Below are 18,594 nucleotides of genomic sequence, written 5' to 3'. Positions count from 1 at the left end.
TTTTGCTGACGGGTAAAAGTAAGGTGAGCTATTCCTCTTTGATCTTCTCAAGCCGAAGGTTGGAAGCGGCCTCTTTGATGCCGAACAAGAATAGAGGCAGTATTACTGGTGGGTAGAGCCAAACTAAAAGCGGGGCGGACCTGCTTATCCGGTGGTTGAGGTAGTGTTCTGGTTCATAAATGACGTAATACAGCAGACCGATTTCCGGTGCTGCTGCCATCAAAAGTAGTATACTAAAGGGCTTTCTATACTTTGGAACACTGAAATATAGCTTTATGTCTGCCCAGGTGGGAAGTTTGAAACTCAAAAAATTGTCATCCTTGAATGTGTGGCCACCCCAGAAATACCGGAGCGGCCATTTTTATTTTACAGATCGATCTTGAACCGCGCAAAACCTTCGGGGCCTTCACCGGCTGGTGCGATCTTCATCCCCTCGACGCTGCCCACATAGTCTTTGGCCTTGGGGCCGGTATCAAACAGCACAGAAGTGCCGGGCAGGGGGGCAAAGGACCAGTTTGCATCAGCACGCGGGCTGATGGTGCCGTTTTCAACGATGTACCGCACAATCACGTCGCGGTTGGTATCCGGACCTTCGAACACAATGGTGTCACCCATCGCACCGGGGAACTTACCGCCGCCACTGGCGCGGTAGTTGTTGGTGGCGATGATGAACTGGGCATCCATATCCAAAGGCGCGCCATTGTACATCAGGTTCACGATCCGGTTGGCACTGTCATCCCCCGGTTCACCCTTGGGGCCAAACTTGGATGGCTGCGACAGGTCGATCTGATAGGTCACCCCGTCGATCACATCAAAGTTGTAGCTGGGGAAGGACGGGTTCAGCAGAACCTGATCACCTTTGCCGACCTCAACCTGATTAAAGATACCAGCCGAGCGTTCCAGCCAATCCTTGACCTGTTGGCCCGACACCAGCACCGCGCGGGCTGTATTTGGGTACAGATACAGGTCGGCCACGTTCTTGATTGCCACATCGCCCTTGGGCACGTCTGTATAATACTCAGGGCCTCCACGACCGCCGGCCTTGAACGGCGCCGCTGCCGACAGGATTGGCAGGCCTTCGTATTCGGTGCCTTTCAGCATCTCGCCAATGTACCATTGCTGGGCCTTGGACACGATCTGCACCGAAGGATCATCCGCCACCAGTGCGAAATAGCTGTGCAATGGTGCATCTGTTTTACCAACTGCGCGACGGACATAAGCCAGTGTCTCATCGTGCTCTGTTGCCACAGCTGCCAGAACTGCAGCATCGTCTTCAACCAAAGCCGTATAGCTGCGGTCTTCGTTGCGCTTGGAAATGGGGCGTGCTTCAGAGCCATGCCCAACCACACGCCAGCCGTTGCCATCGCGTTCCAGCATCAGGTCAATCAGGCCAAGGTGACTGCCCCAGAACCCGCCCATGGTGGCGGGCTTGCCGTGAATGGTGCCCTTGTCGGCGTCTACACCAGCAAAGTCGGCGTATTTGGAGGACGGGAACACAAGGTGGCTGTGGCCGGTCATGATGGCATCAATACCCTCAACAGCTGCCAATGGAACCGAGGCATTCTCCATGCCTTCTGTTTCATCCGCCGACCCAATACCCGAGTGGGACAGAGCGATGATGATATCTGCACCCTTTTCCTTCATCTCGGGCACATAGGCGCGGGCACATTCCAGAATATCACGGGCCTGAACGTTGCCCTCTAGGTGGCGACGGTCCCAGTTCATCACTTGAGGAGGCACAAAGCCAATCAAGCCGATCTTGATCGGATGTGTCGCGCCGGCACCATCGGTTAGTTCACGCTCGATCATCACATAGGGCGGCAGCAGGGTCTTGTCGTCACGCGGGCCAGCGCCGGTCTCGGTTGAGATATTGGCGCAGACCACTGGGTAATTCGCCCCGGCCAGCGATTTCATCAGGAAATCGAGCCCGTAATTGAACTCGTGGTTGCCAAGAGTTGAGGCTTCAAATCCCAGTGTGTTCATCGCAGCGATTACCGGGTGCATATCACCCTCTTTCATGCCGCGCTCATAGGCGATGTAATCGCCCATCGGGTTGCCCTGCAGAAAGTCACCATTGTCCAGCAGCAGCGAGTTGGTGGCCTCGGCGCGGATCTCTTTTACGATCGACGCGGTGCGGGCCAGACCAACGGTGTCACGGGGTTTGTCGGCGTAATAGTCATAGGGGAACACATGCACGTGCAAGTCGGTTGTTTCCATCAAGCGCAAGTGTACCTGGTTGCTGGCGGCTTGAACAGAAAATGGATGCAGTGCGATAAGACCGGCACTGCCGGCCAAGAATGAACGTCGATCGATCCGAATAGGCATAGCGAACTCCCAAAGCTTATTTTTGTTATCGGGTCAGGATAGCATGGTGCTAGCGCAATCATATGACATTCTTGTTGCACGAGTTTCTTTATTCAACGGATAACCTTCTGTTGCATTGGGTCGACAGCAGAAGGTGTTTGTTTTCAAGCTTATGCTCCTAACGCATTAAGTGTGCTATGCGGAGATCATTCAATTTGGAGGTAAAGCATGACCAAGAAATTATTGGCAGAGTTCATCGGGACATTCTGGTTGGTTCTGGGGGGGTGCGGCAGCGCCGTTTTAGCGGCCGGTGTCGCGGATGTCGGCATTGGCTGGCTAGGGGTTAGTCTGGCGTTTGGCTTGACAGTCCTGACTATGGCCTTTGCCGTCGGTCATATTTCTGGCGGGCATTTCAATCCGGCGGTTTCGCTGGGACTGATGATTGCCGGGCGGTTCGACGCGAAAGATCTGATCCCTTATTGGGTTGCACAGGTGATCGGCGCGACTGCCGCCGCCGTTGTCCTATACATCATTGTCTCAGGCGGGGCAGGGTTCACCGGCGTTGGCGGTTTTGCCTCAAATGGCTATGGCGAGGCCTCGCCGCAGGGGTATGGTCTGACAGCGGCACTGGTGACTGAAGTGGTGATGACTGCGATGTTTCTAATCATCATTCTGGGCGCAACCTCTGCCGGGGCTCCTTCGGGATTTGCTCCGATTGCCATTGGTCTTGGGTTGGTCCTTATCCACCTGATCTCTATCCCGGTGACCAATACTTCAGTCAATCCAGCACGTTCAACGGGCGTGGCACTGTTCGCTGATGGTCCGGCTCTGGCTCAACTTTGGCTGTTTTGGCTGGCGCCTTTGGCTGGGGCCGCTTTAGGAGCATTGATCTGGAAAGTGTTGAGCCCAGAAGACTAAAAACCTGTGATCCGGTCTCGGCCGGATCACAACTGAACTCAGTTCACCAACCCGGTCTCTTTCAGCATCCCGCGCCGTTTGGCCTCATGATAATAGCCGCGTGAATAGTGTTTCACGGCCATGTCCTGACTGCCGTCTGATATCAACCAGGCTCCTCGCAGATATTTGACAGCAAACTCCAGATTTGTGTCTGCATCTAGCAGGTCTTTGGCATGACCTTTGAATCCCATTGAACGTGCGGTGGCGGGAAGGATCTGCAGTAATCCGTAGTATGGCCGGTTTATTGCCCAGGGGCGGTGGGTACTTTCGCGGATTGCCAGCCGGTGCACCAATGCGCGCGGGACCTCATAATGATCGGCCCAATGGTTGATCTGTTTGCGCAATTCCGAGGTTTCATTGGGGTACAGCGGAGGGTTGAAATCGTCCGAGTACTGATCCGCCCGGCTACTGCTGCAAGCGGCAATTAGGATCGGCAGGGCAATGAGGCCCAGAACTGTTCGACGATGCATTTGATGTCCCCCGGTTCACGATGGTGCCGATTAATCTAGCAGCAGCGTAGAGTTAGGCAACCAATCGGCAATGTGGTCGGCGATTCTTGACCGAACCGGTGTTGGCTGCCAAACGTTGCATCAGCCAATTACTGGATGGCCAGCCTGCTGCATGCATCGAACCAAATAGTCGCGCTGTGCCTGCTTGACCTGTGCATCACCGACTGCCGCACCGACAACCGCGCCAACAACGGCTCCGACTGCTGCTTTGTCACGGTTTTCAGTTGCGCCAGCCAAAGCGCCACCAACGCCGCCAATAGCTGCGGTCTTTTGGATATGGTTGGCACCGACCTGACGCGCTGCGGCGCGGCACTGGGCCTCATCAGAATCAAAATTTGCCCCCGGTGCGCCACTTAACTGTAAAGGTGCGTCTACTGGGACAGTGTCACATCCAGCCAGTAGCAAGGCCAGTGTGGCAAGGGTCAGAAATTTGCCAGCCATTGTCCGTATCCTTGTGCAAAATGTGTAATCAGTAAAACAAGGTTAGGGTACAAAAAGGATCGGACCAGACCTGACACAGAAAAAGGCCGCCCATGAAGGGCGGCCTTTCCAAAATCATAGCATAGTGAGAAGCAATTAAGCTTCGTCAGCAACCGGAGCGTCAGCCATCGGAGCGTCATCATCATCTGATGCTGCCGAACCGATATCGTCAAACAGTTCCGAAATTTCGAAATCAGCAGCGGCTTCTTCTTCCGCGGCCAGTTCCTGGATCGACTTGCCCGATGCCTGCAGTTCAGCTTCTTCAGCCGAACGCGCAACGTTCATTTCGATCTCAACTGTAACTTCGGGGTGCAGGTTGACAGCAACAGCGTGCAGACCAAGGTCTTTGATCGGGTGGATCAAAGCGATCTGCTTTTTGTCGACCGAGAAACCTTCAGCAGTTGCGGCTTCTGCGGCGTCACGCGGTGTGACCGACCCGTACAGAGCGCCAGCATCTGATGCCGAACGAATCACAACGAACTGCTGGCCAGCCAGCTTTTCGCCCAGAGCTTCTGCTTCAGTTTTGGTCTCCAGATTGCGGGCTTCAAGCTGCGCTTTCTGGTTTTCAAAATTGGCAATGTTGGCTGCGGAAGCAGACAAGCCTTTGCCCTGAGGCAGCAGGAAGTTGCGAGCGTAGCCAGGTTTGACGTCAACAACGTCGCCCATCTGGCCCAGTTTCGCTACGCGCTCAAGAAGGATAACTTTCATGTCAGTGTCTCCTTACTTAACAGCGTATGGCAGCAGAGCGAGAAAACGAGCGCGCTTGATAGCACGAGACAGTTCACGCTGCTTTTTTGCCGATACTGCGGTGATCCGCGATGGAACAATCTTGCCACGCTCAGAGATGTAGCGCTGCAGAAGACGAGTGTCTTTGTAGTCGATCGCCGGTGCATTGTCGCCCGAGAATGGGCAAACTTTACGACGACGGAAAAATGGTTTTGCGGCCATGGTTTAGCGTCCTTTTCCTAAGCAGCGATCAACGGCGCTCGCGACGGGTGTCGCGTTCGTCACGTTTCTGCATCTGGACCGAAGGGCCCTCTTTGTGCTCGTCCATCTTGATGGTCAGAACACGCATAACGTCGTCATGCAGACGCATCAGGCGCTCCATTTCCTGGATCGCCGGTGCCGGAGCATCGGTACGCAGGAAGGCATAGTGGCCCTTACGGTTTTTGTTGATCTTGTAGGCCATCGTTTTGACGCCCCAGTACTCGCTGTCGACCAGGCTACCGCCATTGTCGGACAGAACAGCACCGAAATGTTCGATGAGACCTTCTGCTTGCGTGTTGGACAGGTCCTGACGCGCAATCATTACATGCTCATATAGTGGCATGTGAGCTCCTGTTATATTCAAGGCGCATTTCAAAGGCAGGGCGTTTGAACCTTCCGCTGCCCTACCACGAGAGTCTGCGCGGATCGAAATTAGTACGAAAGGAAGCCCCCATATACATCCTGTGGCCAAAAGGGCAAGCCATCAGATGCACCCTGCTTCCAGGTTGACAACATTGACCGTGATTGCCCGGTATTTTCCCCGCATCTGCCCCATTGCGGTCGCATTGTTGGACTTGATTAAGGTTAACGAGACATTAACGGCATCTTGAAGGTGCGGTGAAACAGGAAGGGCAGACGTTATGACAGCTACTGACCAAATCCCGACGAATACTTCTGGAACGGCCCCAGCTCGTGGGCTCTATGCAATGGCTGAGGCGCTGCCCTTGGTGCTCACCTTTCGCCCTAACTGGCAACTGCGGTCGTTAGTTCTGCGGGTTCTTGGTGCTGCTATGGTGCTCAGTTCTACCGGAATGTGGTTGATGCCTGGTGCTGCTTATGACCCTGAGATGGCGCTGATCAAAATAGGTGTTTCGATATTTTTCCTATTCGCCGGCATCGCTTTGATGATGATCAATGATCCTGACAGTCACCCAGATGCCTATTTCGACCCAATTCGACGTGAGCTCAGAGTGCTGCAACGCTCCAACAAAGGACGTCCGCGCACAGTTCTTCGGCGTGGCTATGACAGTCTCGGCAGCGTTCGGTTCAAGGATCGTTCGGTTGAATTGTTCGAAATTGATGGCTCCTTGCTGATCAGGTTGCCCATCAACGTTGGAACCACGCGCCAATTGCTACGTGACCAATTGAGCGGCGTGGTGCCAATCCTGAGCTGATCCACTTCACATCTGCGCGAGAAAGCACCCGGCCCAGTTGCGGCCGGGCGTTCTGTTCGTAGGGTCACAGAATATGTTGGTTTTTGCTGACTTCCCTTTTTGGACAGTAGCGACCAGTTCTATTGCCATATCAATTGTTCAACCGGAGCTCCTCCAAATGAAAAAGACCCTGCTTGCCGCCGCCCTAGCCACTGTCGCTGCCACCGGAGCGTTTGCTTCCCCAGAAAAATATGTGCTGGACGCCAGCCACAGCCAGATCCTGTTCAGCTACAACCACCTTGGTTTTTCAACCACTTGGGGACTGTTTTCAGGCTTTGAGGGCGACGTCATGTTCGACCAGGAAAACCCGGCTGGTTCCAGTGTTTCGGTGACGATGCCAGTAAAATCCATGTTCACCGGTTGGGAAGAGCGTTTTGGCCACTTCATGTCTCAGGACTTCTTTGGTGCGACTGATGACGATATGGTCAGCTTTACCTCAACCGGTATTGAAGTGACTGGCGAAACCACCGCCAATATCACCGGCGATTTGACACTGAATGGTGTGACCAAACCTGTTGTCCTTGCCGCAAACCTGAACCAGGCCGGCGACCACCCGATGGCGGGTAAGCCATGGGCCGGTTTCGATGCAACAACAACTGTACTGCGTTCTGATTTTGAACTGGGTAAATTTGCCCCGTTTGTCAGCGATGAAGTTTCAATCCAGATTTCGGTTGAAGCTATGAAAGCCGAATAAGCAGAATTCAATTCTGGTTACCTCGGGTCCCCTTAGGGGCCAGCAACCTCCGGCGTGTTACATGTCGGGGGTTTTGCGTTTTGGCGTGGTTATTAAGTATGGCCGCTTTTCTTTGGGTGGGTTTGCGCCATTTTGAATAAGGACCTTATGTTCTTTTGGAGGCTTTCCGATGAAAACCCCTTTGATTGCCGCATTTGTTGCCTTTGCCGCGACAGCGGCTTTTTCTGCGCCAGAAAAATACTTGCTGGATGCGCCGCACAGCCAAATTGTCTTTAGCTATAACCACCTGGGGTATTCGACGTCCCGTGGTTTGTTTTCAGGCTTTCAGGGCGAAGTGATGTTCGATCAGGAAAACCCGGAAGGGTCTAGTGTGACAGTTTCGATGCCTGCGCAGTCGATGTTTACCGGCTGGCAAGAGCGCCATGATCATTTCATGTCCAAAGATTTCTTTGGGGCGGACGAGAATGAACTGATCAGTTTTAAGTCCACCAAGGTCGAGGTGACAGGCGAAACATCTGCTTTGATTTCCGGTGACCTGACCCTGAATGGCATCACCAGACCTGTTGTTCTGGACACGGTTCTCAATCAGATGGGAGATCACCCCATGGTTGGTAAGCCTTGGGTCGGGTTTAACGCCAGCGCCTCAATCTTGCGGTCGCAATTCGATTTGGGAAAATTTGCGCCCTTTGTTGGGGACGAAGTGACAATCCTGATCTCGATCGAAGCAATGAAAGCGGATTGATGATGCGCGAAGAGCAGTCCGGCTGCGCGTGGTTAACCGTAGCTGCCGCCCAGCGCTACATTGAGCTGGACAAAGTCCACCGCAAAATTGCGCCGGTCCAGCGCCAGCGCATTTTCATTCGACAATAGCGACCGCTCAGCGTCGAGAACCTGTAAAAAACCGATGTCACCGGCAATATAGCCCTCACGTGCTAACTTCAGAACGTCGCGCTTGGCATCCAGTGCGTCATGTGTTGCAGCAACGGCATCCTTATGAAATTTGAGGCTTATCAGCGCGTTCTGTACCTCTTCCACTGCTTCAACGACACGTTCTTTCCACTCCAGCAATAGCTCAGCAGCGCGCGCTTGCTGGGCTGCAACTTTTGCACGGCGTTCCGGAAGGTCAAACAACGGGACATCCAGCCCAACTCTGAAAAACCCGGCCGTGGGCAGCCAGTCGCTACCTGAATAATTGACATTCAGGTTCCCGGTCAGCTGCAGGCGTGGATACAGCTCTGCCTCGGCAACACCCGCCAGCGCCACGGCTTCGGCCAGACGGTTTTCAGCAAATAGAACATCAGGACGGTTGCGGACCAGATCTGCGGGAATGCCAACTTTTAGCCCAGTCGTATCCGGGCCGGGCTGCGGAGCCTTTTTATCTAACCCGCCGCGAGGTCGCTCCCAGGCTTGGCCCAGAAGACGACCAATACGCGATGCAGATTTGAAGAACAGGATGGTTGCTTCAGGCAGTTCTGCCTTGGCGGTCGCAACAAGAGATTTTGCCTGTGCAACATCCAGCTCTGTGACCTCTGTGACCTCAGTGGTGTCCTCGTCCGTAACCACATCGCCGCTCTGGGCGGTTTGTCTCTGGGCAGTCTGGGTCGCTTGCAGGGTCTCTTCGCGTGACGCAACAACCCGCTGGTTGACCCGAATAAGCTCCTGATAGAACCGAAGGTCGATATAGGCCGTCACCAATTCGTCTAGTAAAGTTGTCCGGGCAACATTGGCATCCGCAAATGCCGATGCCAGCCGATAGGATGCCGCTTCGCGTTCTCGCTTCAATTGACCATACAAATCCAGCTGCCAGCTCGCTTCGGCCCGCACAAACCCACTTTCAGCGCGTCCATCGGTGCCGCCACCTGTAGCTTTGGCTTCGCCGATACGCGTCACCCCTGAAATTGGATAGCCGGCACCACTTAAAATGGCACGGGATTGTTCAATGCGTTCGACAGCTTTCTGGACGTCCAAATTCTGCGCCAGGCCCAGCTCGACAAGCCGGTTCAGCGACGGGTCATTAAATTTCTTCCACCACTCAGCGGCGCCCCGGGATTGGGCGTCTTTTTCACGGGTGTGGAAGTACTGATCTGGAAGCGAGGTGGAGGGGCTTTCGAAGTCCTCTCCTACGCTACACCCACTCCCCAGCAATGCGGATGCCCCAAGACCAGAAAAGAACGTCCGGCGCGAAGGCAAGGCTTCAGTGTCGTCTTCGGTGGGGGGCAATGTGCAGGCGACCTCTACCAGTGGATTTTCACTACGATAGAAGAACATTGTCACAAGAGGAAGGACACAGTTGCGGGTCGTCTGTGTCGTCCCAGTCTTGCATTTTCAAGAAGCTGGAACGACGCATTTGATGCGAACTTCTATTTTGCTCGCAGCGCATCGAGCTCAATATTGACGATCACTGCAAAGCCAAGCGAGCTTTCATCTGGCAGGCTGCGACCGATGTCAAAATCAAGTCGGTTCAATGTAAGCTCGGCTTTCATCTTGGCAGCGTCATTCTGCAGATCCAGCGTAAAGGGCAGGGTGATCGGCAAAACCTTGTCCCGGATCGTCAGTGTTCCCACAGCCTGGTAGCCCTGGTCCAGCTTTTCAATGTCAGCTTTGAAGACCGCCGTAGGATAGGTGGCACTGTCGAAGTAGTCGGCCCCCATGGCCTGAGCCGTCACTGTACCAAGGCTTAACGAAGGGATCGCAATGATCACTTCAACATCACCCGCGGGACCGGGGGCGGCAGGGTCGTCAAAAGTGATTGCGGCTGTCCAGTCTGCAAACGATCCGGCAACCTGTCCGCCCATCTGCGTTACTTCAATTCCCAGCACACCTTCTGTCACGGTCCAACCAGACAGAACTTCGGCCAGTTGAATATCGCTGTCAGCGTTACCTGCGGTATGTGTCTGGAAGACGCCTGTAGTAGCCCCACCTGTCAACACAGCAGCAAAAACCGCCAAAGCAACTACGGCAGGCATCAGGCTGTGCGCTTGGGCGGGGGGCTGGGGCAAATTGCGGCGACCCGGCAGCATCCGCTGCAATGTTGCGTCACGGTCAATGATCTGGTGTTTTAGCGCTCCTGCAATATGCAGCGCCACGGTTGCAAGCAGGGTCCAGACAAAGATCCAGTGCAACCCGGCAAAGATTTCAGCCAGACCCTCCGACTTTGGGATAAACGGCAGATTCTGACCAAGCGGCCACCAGATAGGCGCATATCCGACCGTAGCAGCATGGTGAATCCAGCCACTAAGGGGGGCAAGCACCAGCGATGCGTATAGAACCCAGTGAACGGTTTCTGCGGCCAGGGCCTCGGGTTTGTTTTCGGGGTGTAGCAGGCCGGGCTTTTCTTGTGTCACCGCCCACACAATGCGCAACACACCAACAAAGAACATCGCCACGCCCACTGTCTTATGTATAGAAAACAACAGTGTGGCTCGCTCGATTACATCTTTTGATCCATCAAAATCAGGACCTGTGATTTCATGGGCAAGCTCATTGGCAAAGTAACCAAGCGGGAAGGCGGAGAAGATCAGCAGGGCGGTCAGCCAGTGGAAACTTTTGGCGATACTGCCGTAACTGGCAAAGCTATTATTGGAAGACACGAGCGACTACCTCTTGAAGGGATCTGTTGTGCATACCCTACCTATCGGACCTTGGGTTGCAACGCTGAGAGCTGTCCGCCAACGCACAGGAGTCGTGCGGACACAAGCAGCTCTCTTGTGTGATGGCGCGCAGGTCGCTAAACCGGCAAAAACCGTAAAGTATCTGAGTAGATGGGGTCCTTGATGACTATCGCATTCGTTTTTCCCGGACAGGGCGCGCAGACAATTGGAATGGGCAAGGCGCTGGCTGATGCCTATCCGGCTGCCAAGGCCGTCTTCGACGAAGTCGACGCGGCGCTGGGTGAAAACCTGAGCGGCCTGATTTGGGAGGGCGACATAGATTCGCTGACACTGACGCAAAATGCTCAACCCGCGCTGATGGCCACTTCACTTGCCGCGCTACGTGCGCTGGAAGCAGAAGGTATCACTATCGACAAGGCCGCGTTTGTCGCGGGCCACTCCCTGGGAGAATACTCTGCGCTGGCCGCTTCGGGTGCCATTTCGGTGTCTGATACTGCCCGCTTGCTGCGGACCCGTGGGCAGGCCATGCAAAGTGCTGTGCCCGTTGGTGTTGGGGCGATGGCTGCGCTGCTGGGGCTGGACTTTGAAACTGTCAAAGAGGTTGCGGCCGAGGCTGCAACTGACGGCGAAGTTGTTCAAGCAGCCAATGACAATGATCCAACCCAAGTGGTAGTGTCGGGTCACAAAGCCGCTGTTGAACGTGCGGCGGAGATCGCCAAGACGCGCGGCGCCAAGCGTGCAGTCATGCTGCCGGTGAGCGCACCGTTCCACTGCGCCCTGATGCAGCCTGCCGCAGATGTCATGGCAGAGGCTCTGGCTGCTGTTGAAATCAAATCTCCAGCTGTACCGCTGATCGCAAACGTGCGGGCGGATGTGGTGACAGATCCCGCTGAAATTCGTGCGCTGCTGGTCGAGCAGGTCACCGGTTCTGTGCGCTGGCGCGAAAGTGTTCAGGCCATGGCTGCCAAAGGCGTGACGGAGTTCTGGGAAGTTGGCGCGGGCAAAGCCTTGTCCGGGATGATCCGCAAGATCGACCGCAGCCTGACCAGCCGACAGGTTGGTACGCCGGAGAATGCCAAGGCAGCCGCCGAAGCTTAAGCGATAGATATTCCAATTCCAATGCGTCAAAGCAGGCGCAGCGGAACCTTAAAGGACAAGATATGTTTGATTTGACTGGCAAGAACGCTCTGATCACCGGCGCATCCGGTGGCATTGGCGGCGACATTGCACGCAGCCTTCACGCCGCTGGTGCCACTGTGGTGCTGTCTGGTACCCGCGAAGAACCCCTGCAGGCGCTGGCCGCTGAACTGGGTGAGCGCGCCCATGTGCTGACCTGTAACCTGTCTGAAAAAGACTCGGTTGAAGCCCTGCCAAAAGCAGCAATCGCGGCAATGGGTTCTGTTGATATTCTGGTCAATAATGCCGGTATCACCCGTGACAACCTGTTTATGCGAATGAAAGATGACGAGTGGGATAGCGTTATCAATGTCAATCTGACTTCTACCATGCGTCTGTGTCGTGGCGTGCTGCGCGGCATGATGAAAGCCCGCTGGGGCCGTATCATCAATATCTCGTCCATTGTTGGTGCCACCGGCAATCCGGGGCAGGGCAACTATGCTGCGTCCAAGGCGGGTATGGTTGGCATGTCGAAATCGCTGGCTTATGAGGTCGCCAACCGGGGCATCACCGTCAACGCCGTTGCACCGGGCTTCATTGCAACTGCAATGACAGACAAACTGAACGACACTCAGAAAGACGCGATTCTGACCCAGATCCCGGCCGGTCGCATGGGGGATTCGAAAGAGATCGCAGCTGCCGTGCTGTATCTTGCCAGCGCAGAGGCAGCCTATGTCACGGGCACAACGCTGCACGTCAATGGTGGCATGGCGATGCTATAAGCTTGCCGCGAAAAAAATACTGGATTGCCCAATAAATTCAGGGCACTCCTTGTAAGGGACCAATGGTGCTCCCATCTGCGTCGCTTGACGCCTGTAAATGGTAGACAAAGCAAGTAAATGACCAAGCGAAATCGTTTGCCTCTGCTGTTAGCTGTGCTATAGGCGGCGCATATTTGCTTCAATGGCTTCCTTTACGGGACCATGCGGCACCCCCGCTGGTCGGGGATCGAACCGCCCGGATTGGGCAAAACATGTCCCCCCGTGCGGGCAAGGGCAGAAACGGGCAGATAGAGCCCTGAATTGACGAGGAATTGACATGAGCGACGTCGCAGACCGCGTAAAAAAGATCGTTGTAGAGCACCTGGGTGTTGAAGAAGACAAAGTGACCGAGAACGCATCGTTCATCGACGATCTGGGCGCAGACAGCCTGGACACAGTTGAGCTGGTTATGGCGTTCGAAGAAGAGTTCGGCATTGAAATTCCTGACGACGCTGCTGAGACTATCCAGTCCTTCGGCGACGCAGTGAAATTCATCACTGAAGCTTCCTAAGCTTTCCGTCACCTTCTGGTGATGATCTGAACGGCGTTTTCCAAACGGAAGACGCCGTTTTTGTTTGCGGCCTCCGGCAATTTTCAGCCCAGTCTCAGATTTGAGGGGCGCGATATGCTATCATGCCTCAGTCGATGTAACTGGAGGCAGCCCACCATGATGATTTACCCTACGATGGAATTGCAGAACGGGCATTGTGTGACCCTGGACAAGGGGCGGCTGGATGAGCCAATGCTGTGGCATGTAGATCCGGTTGAAACTGCTCATAGCTTTGCCGCAGCGGGTGCGGAGTGGATGCACCTGACCGATTTCAACGCGATCGAAGGCAATGGTGACAATGCAGAGCTGATCGAAGACATTATTCGTAACGTTGGTATTCCGGTCCAACTGGGCGGCGGCATGCGCAGCCGCGAACACATCGAACACTGGCTTGAAAAAGGCGTTGGGCGTATTGTTGTGGGAACGCTGGCCTTGCGTGATCCAACATTGGTTGAGGAATTGGCCAGACAGCACCCGGATCAGATCGTTTTGGCCGTTGATATCTGGCAAGGGCAGGTGATGAGCGACGGCTGGCGCCAGCCCGGTGCCTTTACACCTCAGGGCTTTATCGAGGCGTTCGGCGACGCGCCGTTTGCTGGCATCATAATTACCGATATCGACAGTGATATGTCAGATGTCGAGGCCCAGCTGGGGCTGATTGCGGGGTTGGCCAGCGCGGCCAAGGCTCCGGTCATTGCCAGCGGTGTGGTACGCAAGGCTGATGATATCTCACGGTTGAAATACATTGGCTCTATCTCAGGCGCGCTGGTGGGGCGGGCGCTGTTCCGCAAAACGCTGACAGTTGAAGACGCATTGCAAATGGCGATACCTGAACCCGAAGCCGTGGCGGAATTGCTCTGATCCACAGGCGGAAAACTGCTTGTATGGCCAAAAGTTGCGCGTTCAACAATTTGGAAGCAGACCGCGAAGGCGTGGCTCACGATCGCGGTCTGCACCTATCCTGCCCTCGGGAACGCGGTGAGGGCTAGGAACCTTGTAACTGTTCTCACTACAGCATCAGTTTGACTGCTATGGGTTAACCACATGCTGCCTCAGCCGTGAGTTCCCCGTTAAATCGTCCGACATTCGGGCCACTTGCACTTTTGTGGCAATCTGAGCTATTTGAAACCGAATTGCCGAGGCAAAGGAGAGCAAGGAATGCGTCGAGTTGTTGTTACCGGTCTGGGATTGGTCACGCCGCTGGCCAGCGGTGTCGAAGAAAGCTGGTCGCGTCTGTTGGACGGTCAGTCCGGCGCGGGCCCGATTACCCTGTTTGATGCCGTTGAAAGCGGCGTTGCCACCACCTATGCCTGCGAAGTTCCACGCGGCGATGGCTCCGATGGTACCTTTAACCCTGACGAATGGCTGGCGAAAAAAGAACAGCGTAAGGTCGATGATTTCATTCTCTATGGAATCGCAGCCGCTGATATGGCGGTGCGTGATGCTGGCTGGACTGCTGAAACTGAAGAAGATCAGTTTCGTACCGGCGTGATGATTGGCTCCGGTATTGGTGGCCTTAGCTCGATCGCGGACACCGCAGTCATGATGAAAGAACGCGGCCCCCGTCGGGTATCCCCGTTCTTTATCCCCGGCGCGCTGATCAACCTGATCTCTGGGCAGGTTTCGATCCGTTTTGGGTTCAAGGGTCCGAACCACTCTGTTGTGACCGCCTGTTCCACCGGTGCCCACGCTATTGGAGACGCCAGTCGTCTGATCAAAGCCGGTGATGCCGATGTCATGATTGCTGGTGGCGCCGAAGCCGCTATTTGTGAAATTGGTATTGCGGGCTTTAATGCCTGTAAGGCGCTGTCGACCAAAATGGCTGACGACCCGACCAAGGCTAGCCGACCCTATGACGCCGACCGCGATGGATTCGTGATGGGCGAAGGGGCCGGTGTGGTGGTTCTGGAAGAATACGAACACGCCAAAGCGCGCGGCGCAAAAATCTATGCCGAAGTTCTGGGCTATGGCATGTCTGGCGATGCCTATCATATCACAGCGCCATCCGAGACAGGTGAGGGCGGTGAACGCTCCATGCGGGCTGCTCTGGCCAATGCTGGCCTGAAACCTGCAGATATTGATTACATCAATGCGCATGGCACCTCGACCATGGCTGATACCATTGAACTGGGTGCAGTTGAGCGGATGCTCGGTGACGATGCCGCTTCGGTCACAATGTCGTCGACCAAATCGTCCACCGGCCACCTGTTGGGGGCTGCTGGCGCGATCGAGGCGATCTTCTCGATCCTGGCTATCCGTGATCAGGTTGCCCCGCCAACGATCAACCTGGACAATCCGGCGGTTGAATCGGTGGTTGATCTGGCCCCTAATGCCAAACGCGCTCGTAAAATCGATGTGGCCCTGTCCAATTCCTTTGGCTTTGGTGGCACCAACGCATCCGTCATCTTTGGGCGCGCTGACTGATGTGGCGTAGCCTTGCCTCAAATATGCTGACCTTCCTGGTGGTAGGGCTGTTTCTCCTTGGGGGGGTAATCCTCTGGGGTAAGTCGCAATATACTGCAAGTGGACCGCTGGAAACAGCGATCTGCCTGCGGGTAGAGCGGGGCTCGAACATGACCAAGGTGAGCCGCGACCTGGAAGAGCAGGGCGCGGTGACCAATGGGGCAATGTTCCGTATCGGTGCCAAATACAGCGAAAAAACCGGCCTGCTCAAGGCGGGTAGTTTTTTGGTCGATGCGGGTTCTTCAATGGAAGAAATCGTGGCGCAGGTGACCACTGCGGGTGCGAGCTCCTGTGGGACCGAGATTGTTTACCGCGTTGGCATCACGCGTATTTTTGCCGAGGTGCGTGAACTGGATCCGGCCAGCAACAAATTTGTTGAACGTGCAGAATTCCAGCCCGGTGTTGACGAAACACCTGCCGTGTACACGGAAAAGCGTTCAGAAGCAGATACCCGATATCGCATTGCTCTGGCCGAAGGTGTGACCAGCTGGCAGGTGGTTGAGGCGCTCAAGGCGATGGATGTGCTGGATGGCGATCCAGGCGAACGCCCACCCGAGGGCATGCTGGCGCCGGATAGCTATGAAGTGGTGCCGGGTTCCAAGCGGGCTGATATTCTTGCTGAGATGCAGGAACGCCAACAGCTGCGCATCAATGCCGCGTGGGAGGCCCGCACCGATGGGTTGCCACTGGCAAACCCCGAAGAAATGCTGATCCTTGCCTCGATTATTGAGAAAGAAACCGGTGTCCCGAATGAGCGTCGTCAGGTTGCCAGTGTCTTCACCAACCGCCTGAATCGCGGCATGCGCCTGCAAACTGACCCCACAGTGATCTATGGCGTCACTAAGGGCGAAGGCGTCTTGGGCCGTGGCCTGCGCCAAAGTGAGCTGCGCAAGGTCACACCGTGGAACACCTATGTGATCGAAGGCCTGCCACCGACCCCTATTGCCAACCCAGGCATGGCCAGCCTTCAGGCGGCTGTGGATCCCGACACAACTGACTACGTGTTCTTTGTGGCTGATGGCACCGGGGGCCACGCCTTTGCCGAAACGCTTGAACAGCACAATCGCAACGTCGTGAAATGGCGCGCGATTGAAGCGGAACGACAAAACAACTGATATTGGCCGTTGGCCAAAAGAAGAGGGCGCTTCGGCGCCCTTTTTTGCGTCTATGGCATTGTTTGGTGATGGGGGTAAGCAAGCGCACGCGCGGAAACCGGTTTGAACATTGGAAGTTTCCCGCGCCGCCTACCTAATAATACGGATGTCAGTCATGCTGGGTGCTCCTAAATCGAACGTGATGAGTTCAAAGGAGACATACTTGTGAAGTGCCCAATTGACGGAACAACTCTTGTGATTACGGATCGTTCAGGTGTTGAGATCGATTATTGCCCCCAATGCCGCGGTGTTTGGCTGGACCGTGGAGAGCTGGACAAAATCATCGAGCGCGGGGCAATGTCAGCGCCGGCGCCCCAACAACACCGGGATAGAGATCGCGGATATGAGGATCACAGCTATAAAAAGAAGAAAAAACGCGGTGGGTTTTTAGAGGACCTTTTTGATTTCTAAATGCGTACTCAACCTTGTAGCTGGAATTATCCAATTTCTAGTGCACACGAAAAACGAACTAGGTCCGGCACCGCCGGACCGCGCCTAACCTTTCCGCCACGCTGAATGCGTGCTTACAGCACGCCCAAGGTCAGGCACTGCCCTTGGGGAGGTGTGCTTTAGCTCAACTGAGCTGCATGGGGATTGTGCCCACAGATCACACACCCTCTATCCGGGATCTGGCTTCTCACCTCACAACCCACTAAAGTGACTGCAACATAAGTTGCCGTATTATCCGCATCGAACGCTCTGCTGTTAGTGGCTTGGGGAAACGGCAGCCAAGCGTGAACCGGGAGACCAAAGTGAAGCAAGTAGGTTTCGTAAGCCTACTGAGGGAGTTCTGGAGGTATAGCCTTCCTGCTCTGCAGGCCTGTGGGTGGATGTTTCCATTGTTAATTGCTTGGAGGACGTATCTTCCAAAAAGTTACTACGATAGCGGATACGCGACACTCGGCGATTTTATTGTTTTCTTTATGATGCCGCTGTTCTGCTTTCTTCTGGTTTATGGTTTCTGGAAATCGAAAAAAGAGTGATTTTCTAGAGATACTTAATTCATAGTGCGCTGAGCAATATTCGGTGCGATCCATGTGAGTTAGTGAATATGCACCATAGAAATCAACTCAGCCAAAGGAAACACCAACCATGCTATCCGGCGTATGCATCGGCACCAATGACATCACTGCCGCCACTCAGTTCTACGACACTGTCCTGGCAACCGTCGGCATGCGCCGTGTCCTGACCGAACCGCGCGAAGTGGGCTATGCAGGCGCTGATGGGCGAATAAGCGTGTTTCTCATCGTACCCTTTAACGACCAACCGGCCACCTTCGGCAATGGCAGCCAGTTCATGTTCTACGCGCCGGATGCTGCGGCCGTACGCGCGTTTCACGCAACGGCGCTGGAGTGCGGCGGTACAGACGAAGGCAAACCCGGCCCGCGCAGCTATCATCCAGATTACTATGGAGCCTATGTGCGCGATTTGGACGGCAATAAGTTGAATGTCTCAGTGAGTCTTGAAACTAACTTGGACGCCTGACGGTATAGCTGGCTGTTGCCTACCCACCGAACGCACCTTGTCCTGTAAGTCTTGACTTTTGCAAGATTTTCGCGTATAGATTGTATTGCAGTTGGAAGACATCACAGCGGCCTTTGGGTTCAACTCCTTTGGCCGTTTTGAGTCTCTCATGTGGATCACAACGCATGAGGAAATCCAGACTATGGTGCAAAACCCACTGTCTCCAGACATAGAAAAAACCGCTGATCTGCTTCGGTCTCTACAGGAGTC

The 18,594-nt window shown here is 54.8% G+C and carries 20 protein-coding genes; 12 read left to right on the top strand and 8 right to left on the bottom strand.

Going from position 1 to position 18,594, the window contains the following annotated elements; translation table 11 throughout:
* Positions 1–366: 366 nt before the first annotated feature.
* On the bottom strand, positions 367–2,325 hold the full coding sequence (locus GO984_RS03020; RefSeq protein WP_157021053.1) for a bifunctional 2',3'-cyclic-nucleotide 2'-phosphodiesterase/3'-nucleotidase: 1,959 nt from the start codon (positions 2,323–2,325) through the stop codon (positions 367–369).
* A 207-nt stretch (positions 2,326–2,532) separates the two neighbouring features.
* Between GO984_RS03020 and aqpZ the strand changes: the two genes are divergently transcribed.
* A complete protein-coding gene (gene aqpZ, locus GO984_RS03015) occupies positions 2,533–3,222 on the top strand; it encodes an aquaporin Z (protein ID WP_157021052.1) in 690 nt (229 codons plus the stop codon).
* Between the two features lie 38 nt (positions 3,223–3,260).
* On the opposite strand, the gene GO984_RS03010 is transcribed toward aqpZ, so the two are convergent.
* The 5 genes from GO984_RS03010 to rpsF form a co-directional block, all read right to left on the bottom strand.
* Positions 3,261–3,731: a lytic transglycosylase domain-containing protein gene (locus GO984_RS03010; protein WP_157021051.1), complete on the bottom strand. Its 471-nt coding sequence runs from the start codon at positions 3,729–3,731 to the stop codon at positions 3,261–3,263.
* A 120-nt stretch (positions 3,732–3,851) separates the two neighbouring features.
* Positions 3,852–4,211: a hypothetical protein gene (locus tag GO984_RS03005; protein WP_157021050.1), complete on the bottom strand. Its 360-nt coding sequence runs from the start codon at positions 4,209–4,211 to the stop codon at positions 3,852–3,854.
* Positions 4,212–4,346: 135 nt separating this feature from the next.
* The gene (gene rplI / locus GO984_RS03000) at positions 4,347–4,958 is read right to left on the bottom strand and encodes a 50S ribosomal protein L9 (protein ID WP_157021049.1); all 612 of its coding nucleotides are present in this window, start codon (positions 4,956–4,958) and stop codon (positions 4,347–4,349) included.
* Between the two features lie 12 nt (positions 4,959–4,970).
* Complete coding sequence (gene rpsR / locus GO984_RS02995) at positions 4,971–5,198, bottom strand: 30S ribosomal protein S18 (protein WP_138165171.1); 228 nt, start codon at positions 5,196–5,198, stop codon at positions 4,971–4,973.
* Positions 5,199–5,226: 28 nt separating this feature from the next.
* The gene (gene rpsF, locus GO984_RS02990; protein ID WP_138165170.1) at positions 5,227–5,580 is read right to left on the bottom strand and encodes a 30S ribosomal protein S6; all 354 of its coding nucleotides are present in this window, start codon (positions 5,578–5,580) and stop codon (positions 5,227–5,229) included.
* Between the two features lie 298 nt (positions 5,581–5,878).
* On the opposite strand from rpsF, the gene GO984_RS02985 reads away from it, so the two are divergent.
* The 3 genes from GO984_RS02985 to GO984_RS02975 all read left to right on the top strand — a co-directional run bounded on the left by GO984_RS02985 (position 5,879) and on the right by GO984_RS02975 (position 7,887).
* Positions 5,879–6,412, top strand: coding sequence for a hypothetical protein (locus tag GO984_RS02985; RefSeq protein WP_157021048.1), 534 nt, complete (start codon positions 5,879–5,881; stop codon positions 6,410–6,412).
* A 157-nt stretch (positions 6,413–6,569) separates the two neighbouring features.
* Positions 6,570–7,145 (top strand): YceI family protein, encoded by a 576-nt coding sequence (locus tag GO984_RS02980; RefSeq protein ID WP_157021047.1) that lies wholly within the window; start codon positions 6,570–6,572, stop codon positions 7,143–7,145.
* A 169-nt stretch (positions 7,146–7,314) separates the two neighbouring features.
* Entirely contained in the window at positions 7,315–7,887 is a 573-nt protein-coding gene (locus GO984_RS02975; RefSeq protein ID WP_157021046.1) for a YceI family protein, read from the top strand.
* Between the two features lie 32 nt (positions 7,888–7,919).
* On the opposite strand, the gene GO984_RS02970 is transcribed toward GO984_RS02975, so the two are convergent.
* Positions 7,920–9,413, bottom strand: a complete 1,494-nt coding sequence (locus tag GO984_RS02970; RefSeq protein WP_157021045.1) for an efflux transporter outer membrane subunit — start codon at positions 9,411–9,413, stop codon at positions 7,920–7,922.
* A 92-nt stretch (positions 9,414–9,505) separates the two neighbouring features.
* The gene (locus GO984_RS02965) at positions 9,506–10,735 is read right to left on the bottom strand and encodes a cytochrome b/b6 domain-containing protein (RefSeq protein ID WP_167740200.1); all 1,230 of its coding nucleotides are present in this window, start codon (positions 10,733–10,735) and stop codon (positions 9,506–9,508) included.
* Positions 10,736–10,918: 183 nt separating this feature from the next.
* On the opposite strand from GO984_RS02965, the gene fabD reads away from it, so the two are divergent.
* The 8 genes from fabD to GO984_RS02925 all read left to right on the top strand — a co-directional run bounded on the left by fabD (position 10,919) and on the right by GO984_RS02925 (position 18,345).
* Entirely contained in the window at positions 10,919–11,854 is a 936-nt protein-coding gene (fabD, locus tag GO984_RS02960) for an ACP S-malonyltransferase (protein ID WP_157021044.1), read from the top strand.
* Between the two features lie 62 nt (positions 11,855–11,916).
* A complete protein-coding gene (gene fabG / locus GO984_RS02955; RefSeq protein WP_157021043.1) occupies positions 11,917–12,654 on the top strand; it encodes a 3-oxoacyl-[acyl-carrier-protein] reductase in 738 nt (245 codons plus the stop codon).
* 316 nt (positions 12,655–12,970) lie between these two features.
* Entirely contained in the window at positions 12,971–13,204 is a 234-nt protein-coding gene (locus tag GO984_RS02950) for an acyl carrier protein (protein WP_108800206.1), read from the top strand.
* A 156-nt stretch (positions 13,205–13,360) separates the two neighbouring features.
* Positions 13,361–14,104, top strand: a complete 744-nt coding sequence (locus tag GO984_RS02945; RefSeq protein WP_157021042.1) for a 1-(5-phosphoribosyl)-5-[(5-phosphoribosylamino)methylideneamino]imidazole-4-carboxamide isomerase — start codon at positions 13,361–13,363, stop codon at positions 14,102–14,104.
* Between the two features lie 297 nt (positions 14,105–14,401).
* A complete protein-coding gene (gene fabF / locus GO984_RS02940) occupies positions 14,402–15,667 on the top strand; it encodes a beta-ketoacyl-ACP synthase II (protein ID WP_157021041.1) in 1,266 nt (421 codons plus the stop codon).
* Positions 15,667–16,821, top strand: a complete 1,155-nt coding sequence (gene mltG, locus GO984_RS02935; RefSeq protein WP_157021040.1) for an endolytic transglycosylase MltG — start codon at positions 15,667–15,669, stop codon at positions 16,819–16,821. Before fabF ends, mltG begins: the two co-directional genes overlap by 1 nt.
* Before the next feature lie 204 nt (positions 16,822–17,025).
* Positions 17,026–17,271 (top strand): zf-TFIIB domain-containing protein, encoded by a 246-nt coding sequence (locus GO984_RS02930; protein WP_167740199.1) that lies wholly within the window; start codon positions 17,026–17,028, stop codon positions 17,269–17,271.
* 681 nt (positions 17,272–17,952) lie between these two features.
* Positions 17,953–18,345, top strand: a complete 393-nt coding sequence (locus tag GO984_RS02925) for a VOC family protein (protein WP_157021039.1) — start codon at positions 17,953–17,955, stop codon at positions 18,343–18,345.
* The last annotated feature ends 249 nt before the right edge of the window (positions 18,346–18,594 follow it).

Source organism: Parasedimentitalea huanghaiensis (assembly GCF_009753675.1).
GTDB lineage: Bacteria > Pseudomonadota > Alphaproteobacteria > Rhodobacterales > Rhodobacteraceae > Parasedimentitalea > Parasedimentitalea huanghaiensis.
This window is presented reverse-complemented; position numbering and strand designations above follow the sequence as displayed.

Excerpts from the sequence above, each read along its gene's own strand:
- rpsR (WP_138165171.1), bottom strand. The coding sequence starts at position 5,198 with ATGGCCGCAAAACCATTTTTCCGTCGTCGTAAAGTTTGCCCATTCTCG.
- GO984_RS02925 (WP_157021039.1), top strand. The coding sequence starts at position 17,953 with ATGCTATCCGGCGTATGCATCGGCACCAATGACATCACTGCCGCCACT.
- rpsF (WP_138165170.1), bottom strand. The coding sequence starts at position 5,580 with ATGCCACTATATGAGCATGTAATGATTGCGCGTCAGGACCTGTCCAAC.
- fabF (WP_157021041.1), top strand. The coding sequence starts at position 14,402 with ATGCGTCGAGTTGTTGTTACCGGTCTGGGATTGGTCACGCCGCTGGCC.
- mltG (WP_157021040.1), top strand. The coding sequence starts at position 15,667 with ATGTGGCGTAGCCTTGCCTCAAATATGCTGACCTTCCTGGTGGTAGGG.
- aqpZ (WP_157021052.1), top strand. The coding sequence starts at position 2,533 with ATGACCAAGAAATTATTGGCAGAGTTCATCGGGACATTCTGGTTGGTT.
- GO984_RS03005 (WP_157021050.1), bottom strand. The coding sequence starts at position 4,211 with ATGGCTGGCAAATTTCTGACCCTTGCCACACTGGCCTTGCTACTGGCT.
- GO984_RS03010 (WP_157021051.1), bottom strand. The coding sequence starts at position 3,731 with ATGCATCGTCGAACAGTTCTGGGCCTCATTGCCCTGCCGATCCTAATT.
- fabD (WP_157021044.1), top strand. The coding sequence starts at position 10,919 with ATGACTATCGCATTCGTTTTTCCCGGACAGGGCGCGCAGACAATTGGA.
- GO984_RS02975 (WP_157021046.1), top strand. The coding sequence starts at position 7,315 with ATGAAAACCCCTTTGATTGCCGCATTTGTTGCCTTTGCCGCGACAGCG.
- fabG (WP_157021043.1), top strand. The coding sequence starts at position 11,917 with ATGTTTGATTTGACTGGCAAGAACGCTCTGATCACCGGCGCATCCGGT.
- GO984_RS02970 (WP_157021045.1), bottom strand. The coding sequence starts at position 9,413 with ATGTTCTTCTATCGTAGTGAAAATCCACTGGTAGAGGTCGCCTGCACA.
- GO984_RS03020 (WP_157021053.1), bottom strand. The coding sequence starts at position 2,325 with ATGCCTATTCGGATCGATCGACGTTCATTCTTGGCCGGCAGTGCCGGT.
- rplI (WP_157021049.1), bottom strand. The coding sequence starts at position 4,958 with ATGAAAGTTATCCTTCTTGAGCGCGTAGCGAAACTGGGCCAGATGGGC.
- GO984_RS02950 (WP_108800206.1), top strand. The coding sequence starts at position 12,971 with ATGAGCGACGTCGCAGACCGCGTAAAAAAGATCGTTGTAGAGCACCTG.
- GO984_RS02945 (WP_157021042.1), top strand. The coding sequence starts at position 13,361 with ATGATGATTTACCCTACGATGGAATTGCAGAACGGGCATTGTGTGACC.
- GO984_RS02985 (WP_157021048.1), top strand. The coding sequence starts at position 5,879 with ATGACAGCTACTGACCAAATCCCGACGAATACTTCTGGAACGGCCCCA.
- GO984_RS02980 (WP_157021047.1), top strand. The coding sequence starts at position 6,570 with ATGAAAAAGACCCTGCTTGCCGCCGCCCTAGCCACTGTCGCTGCCACC.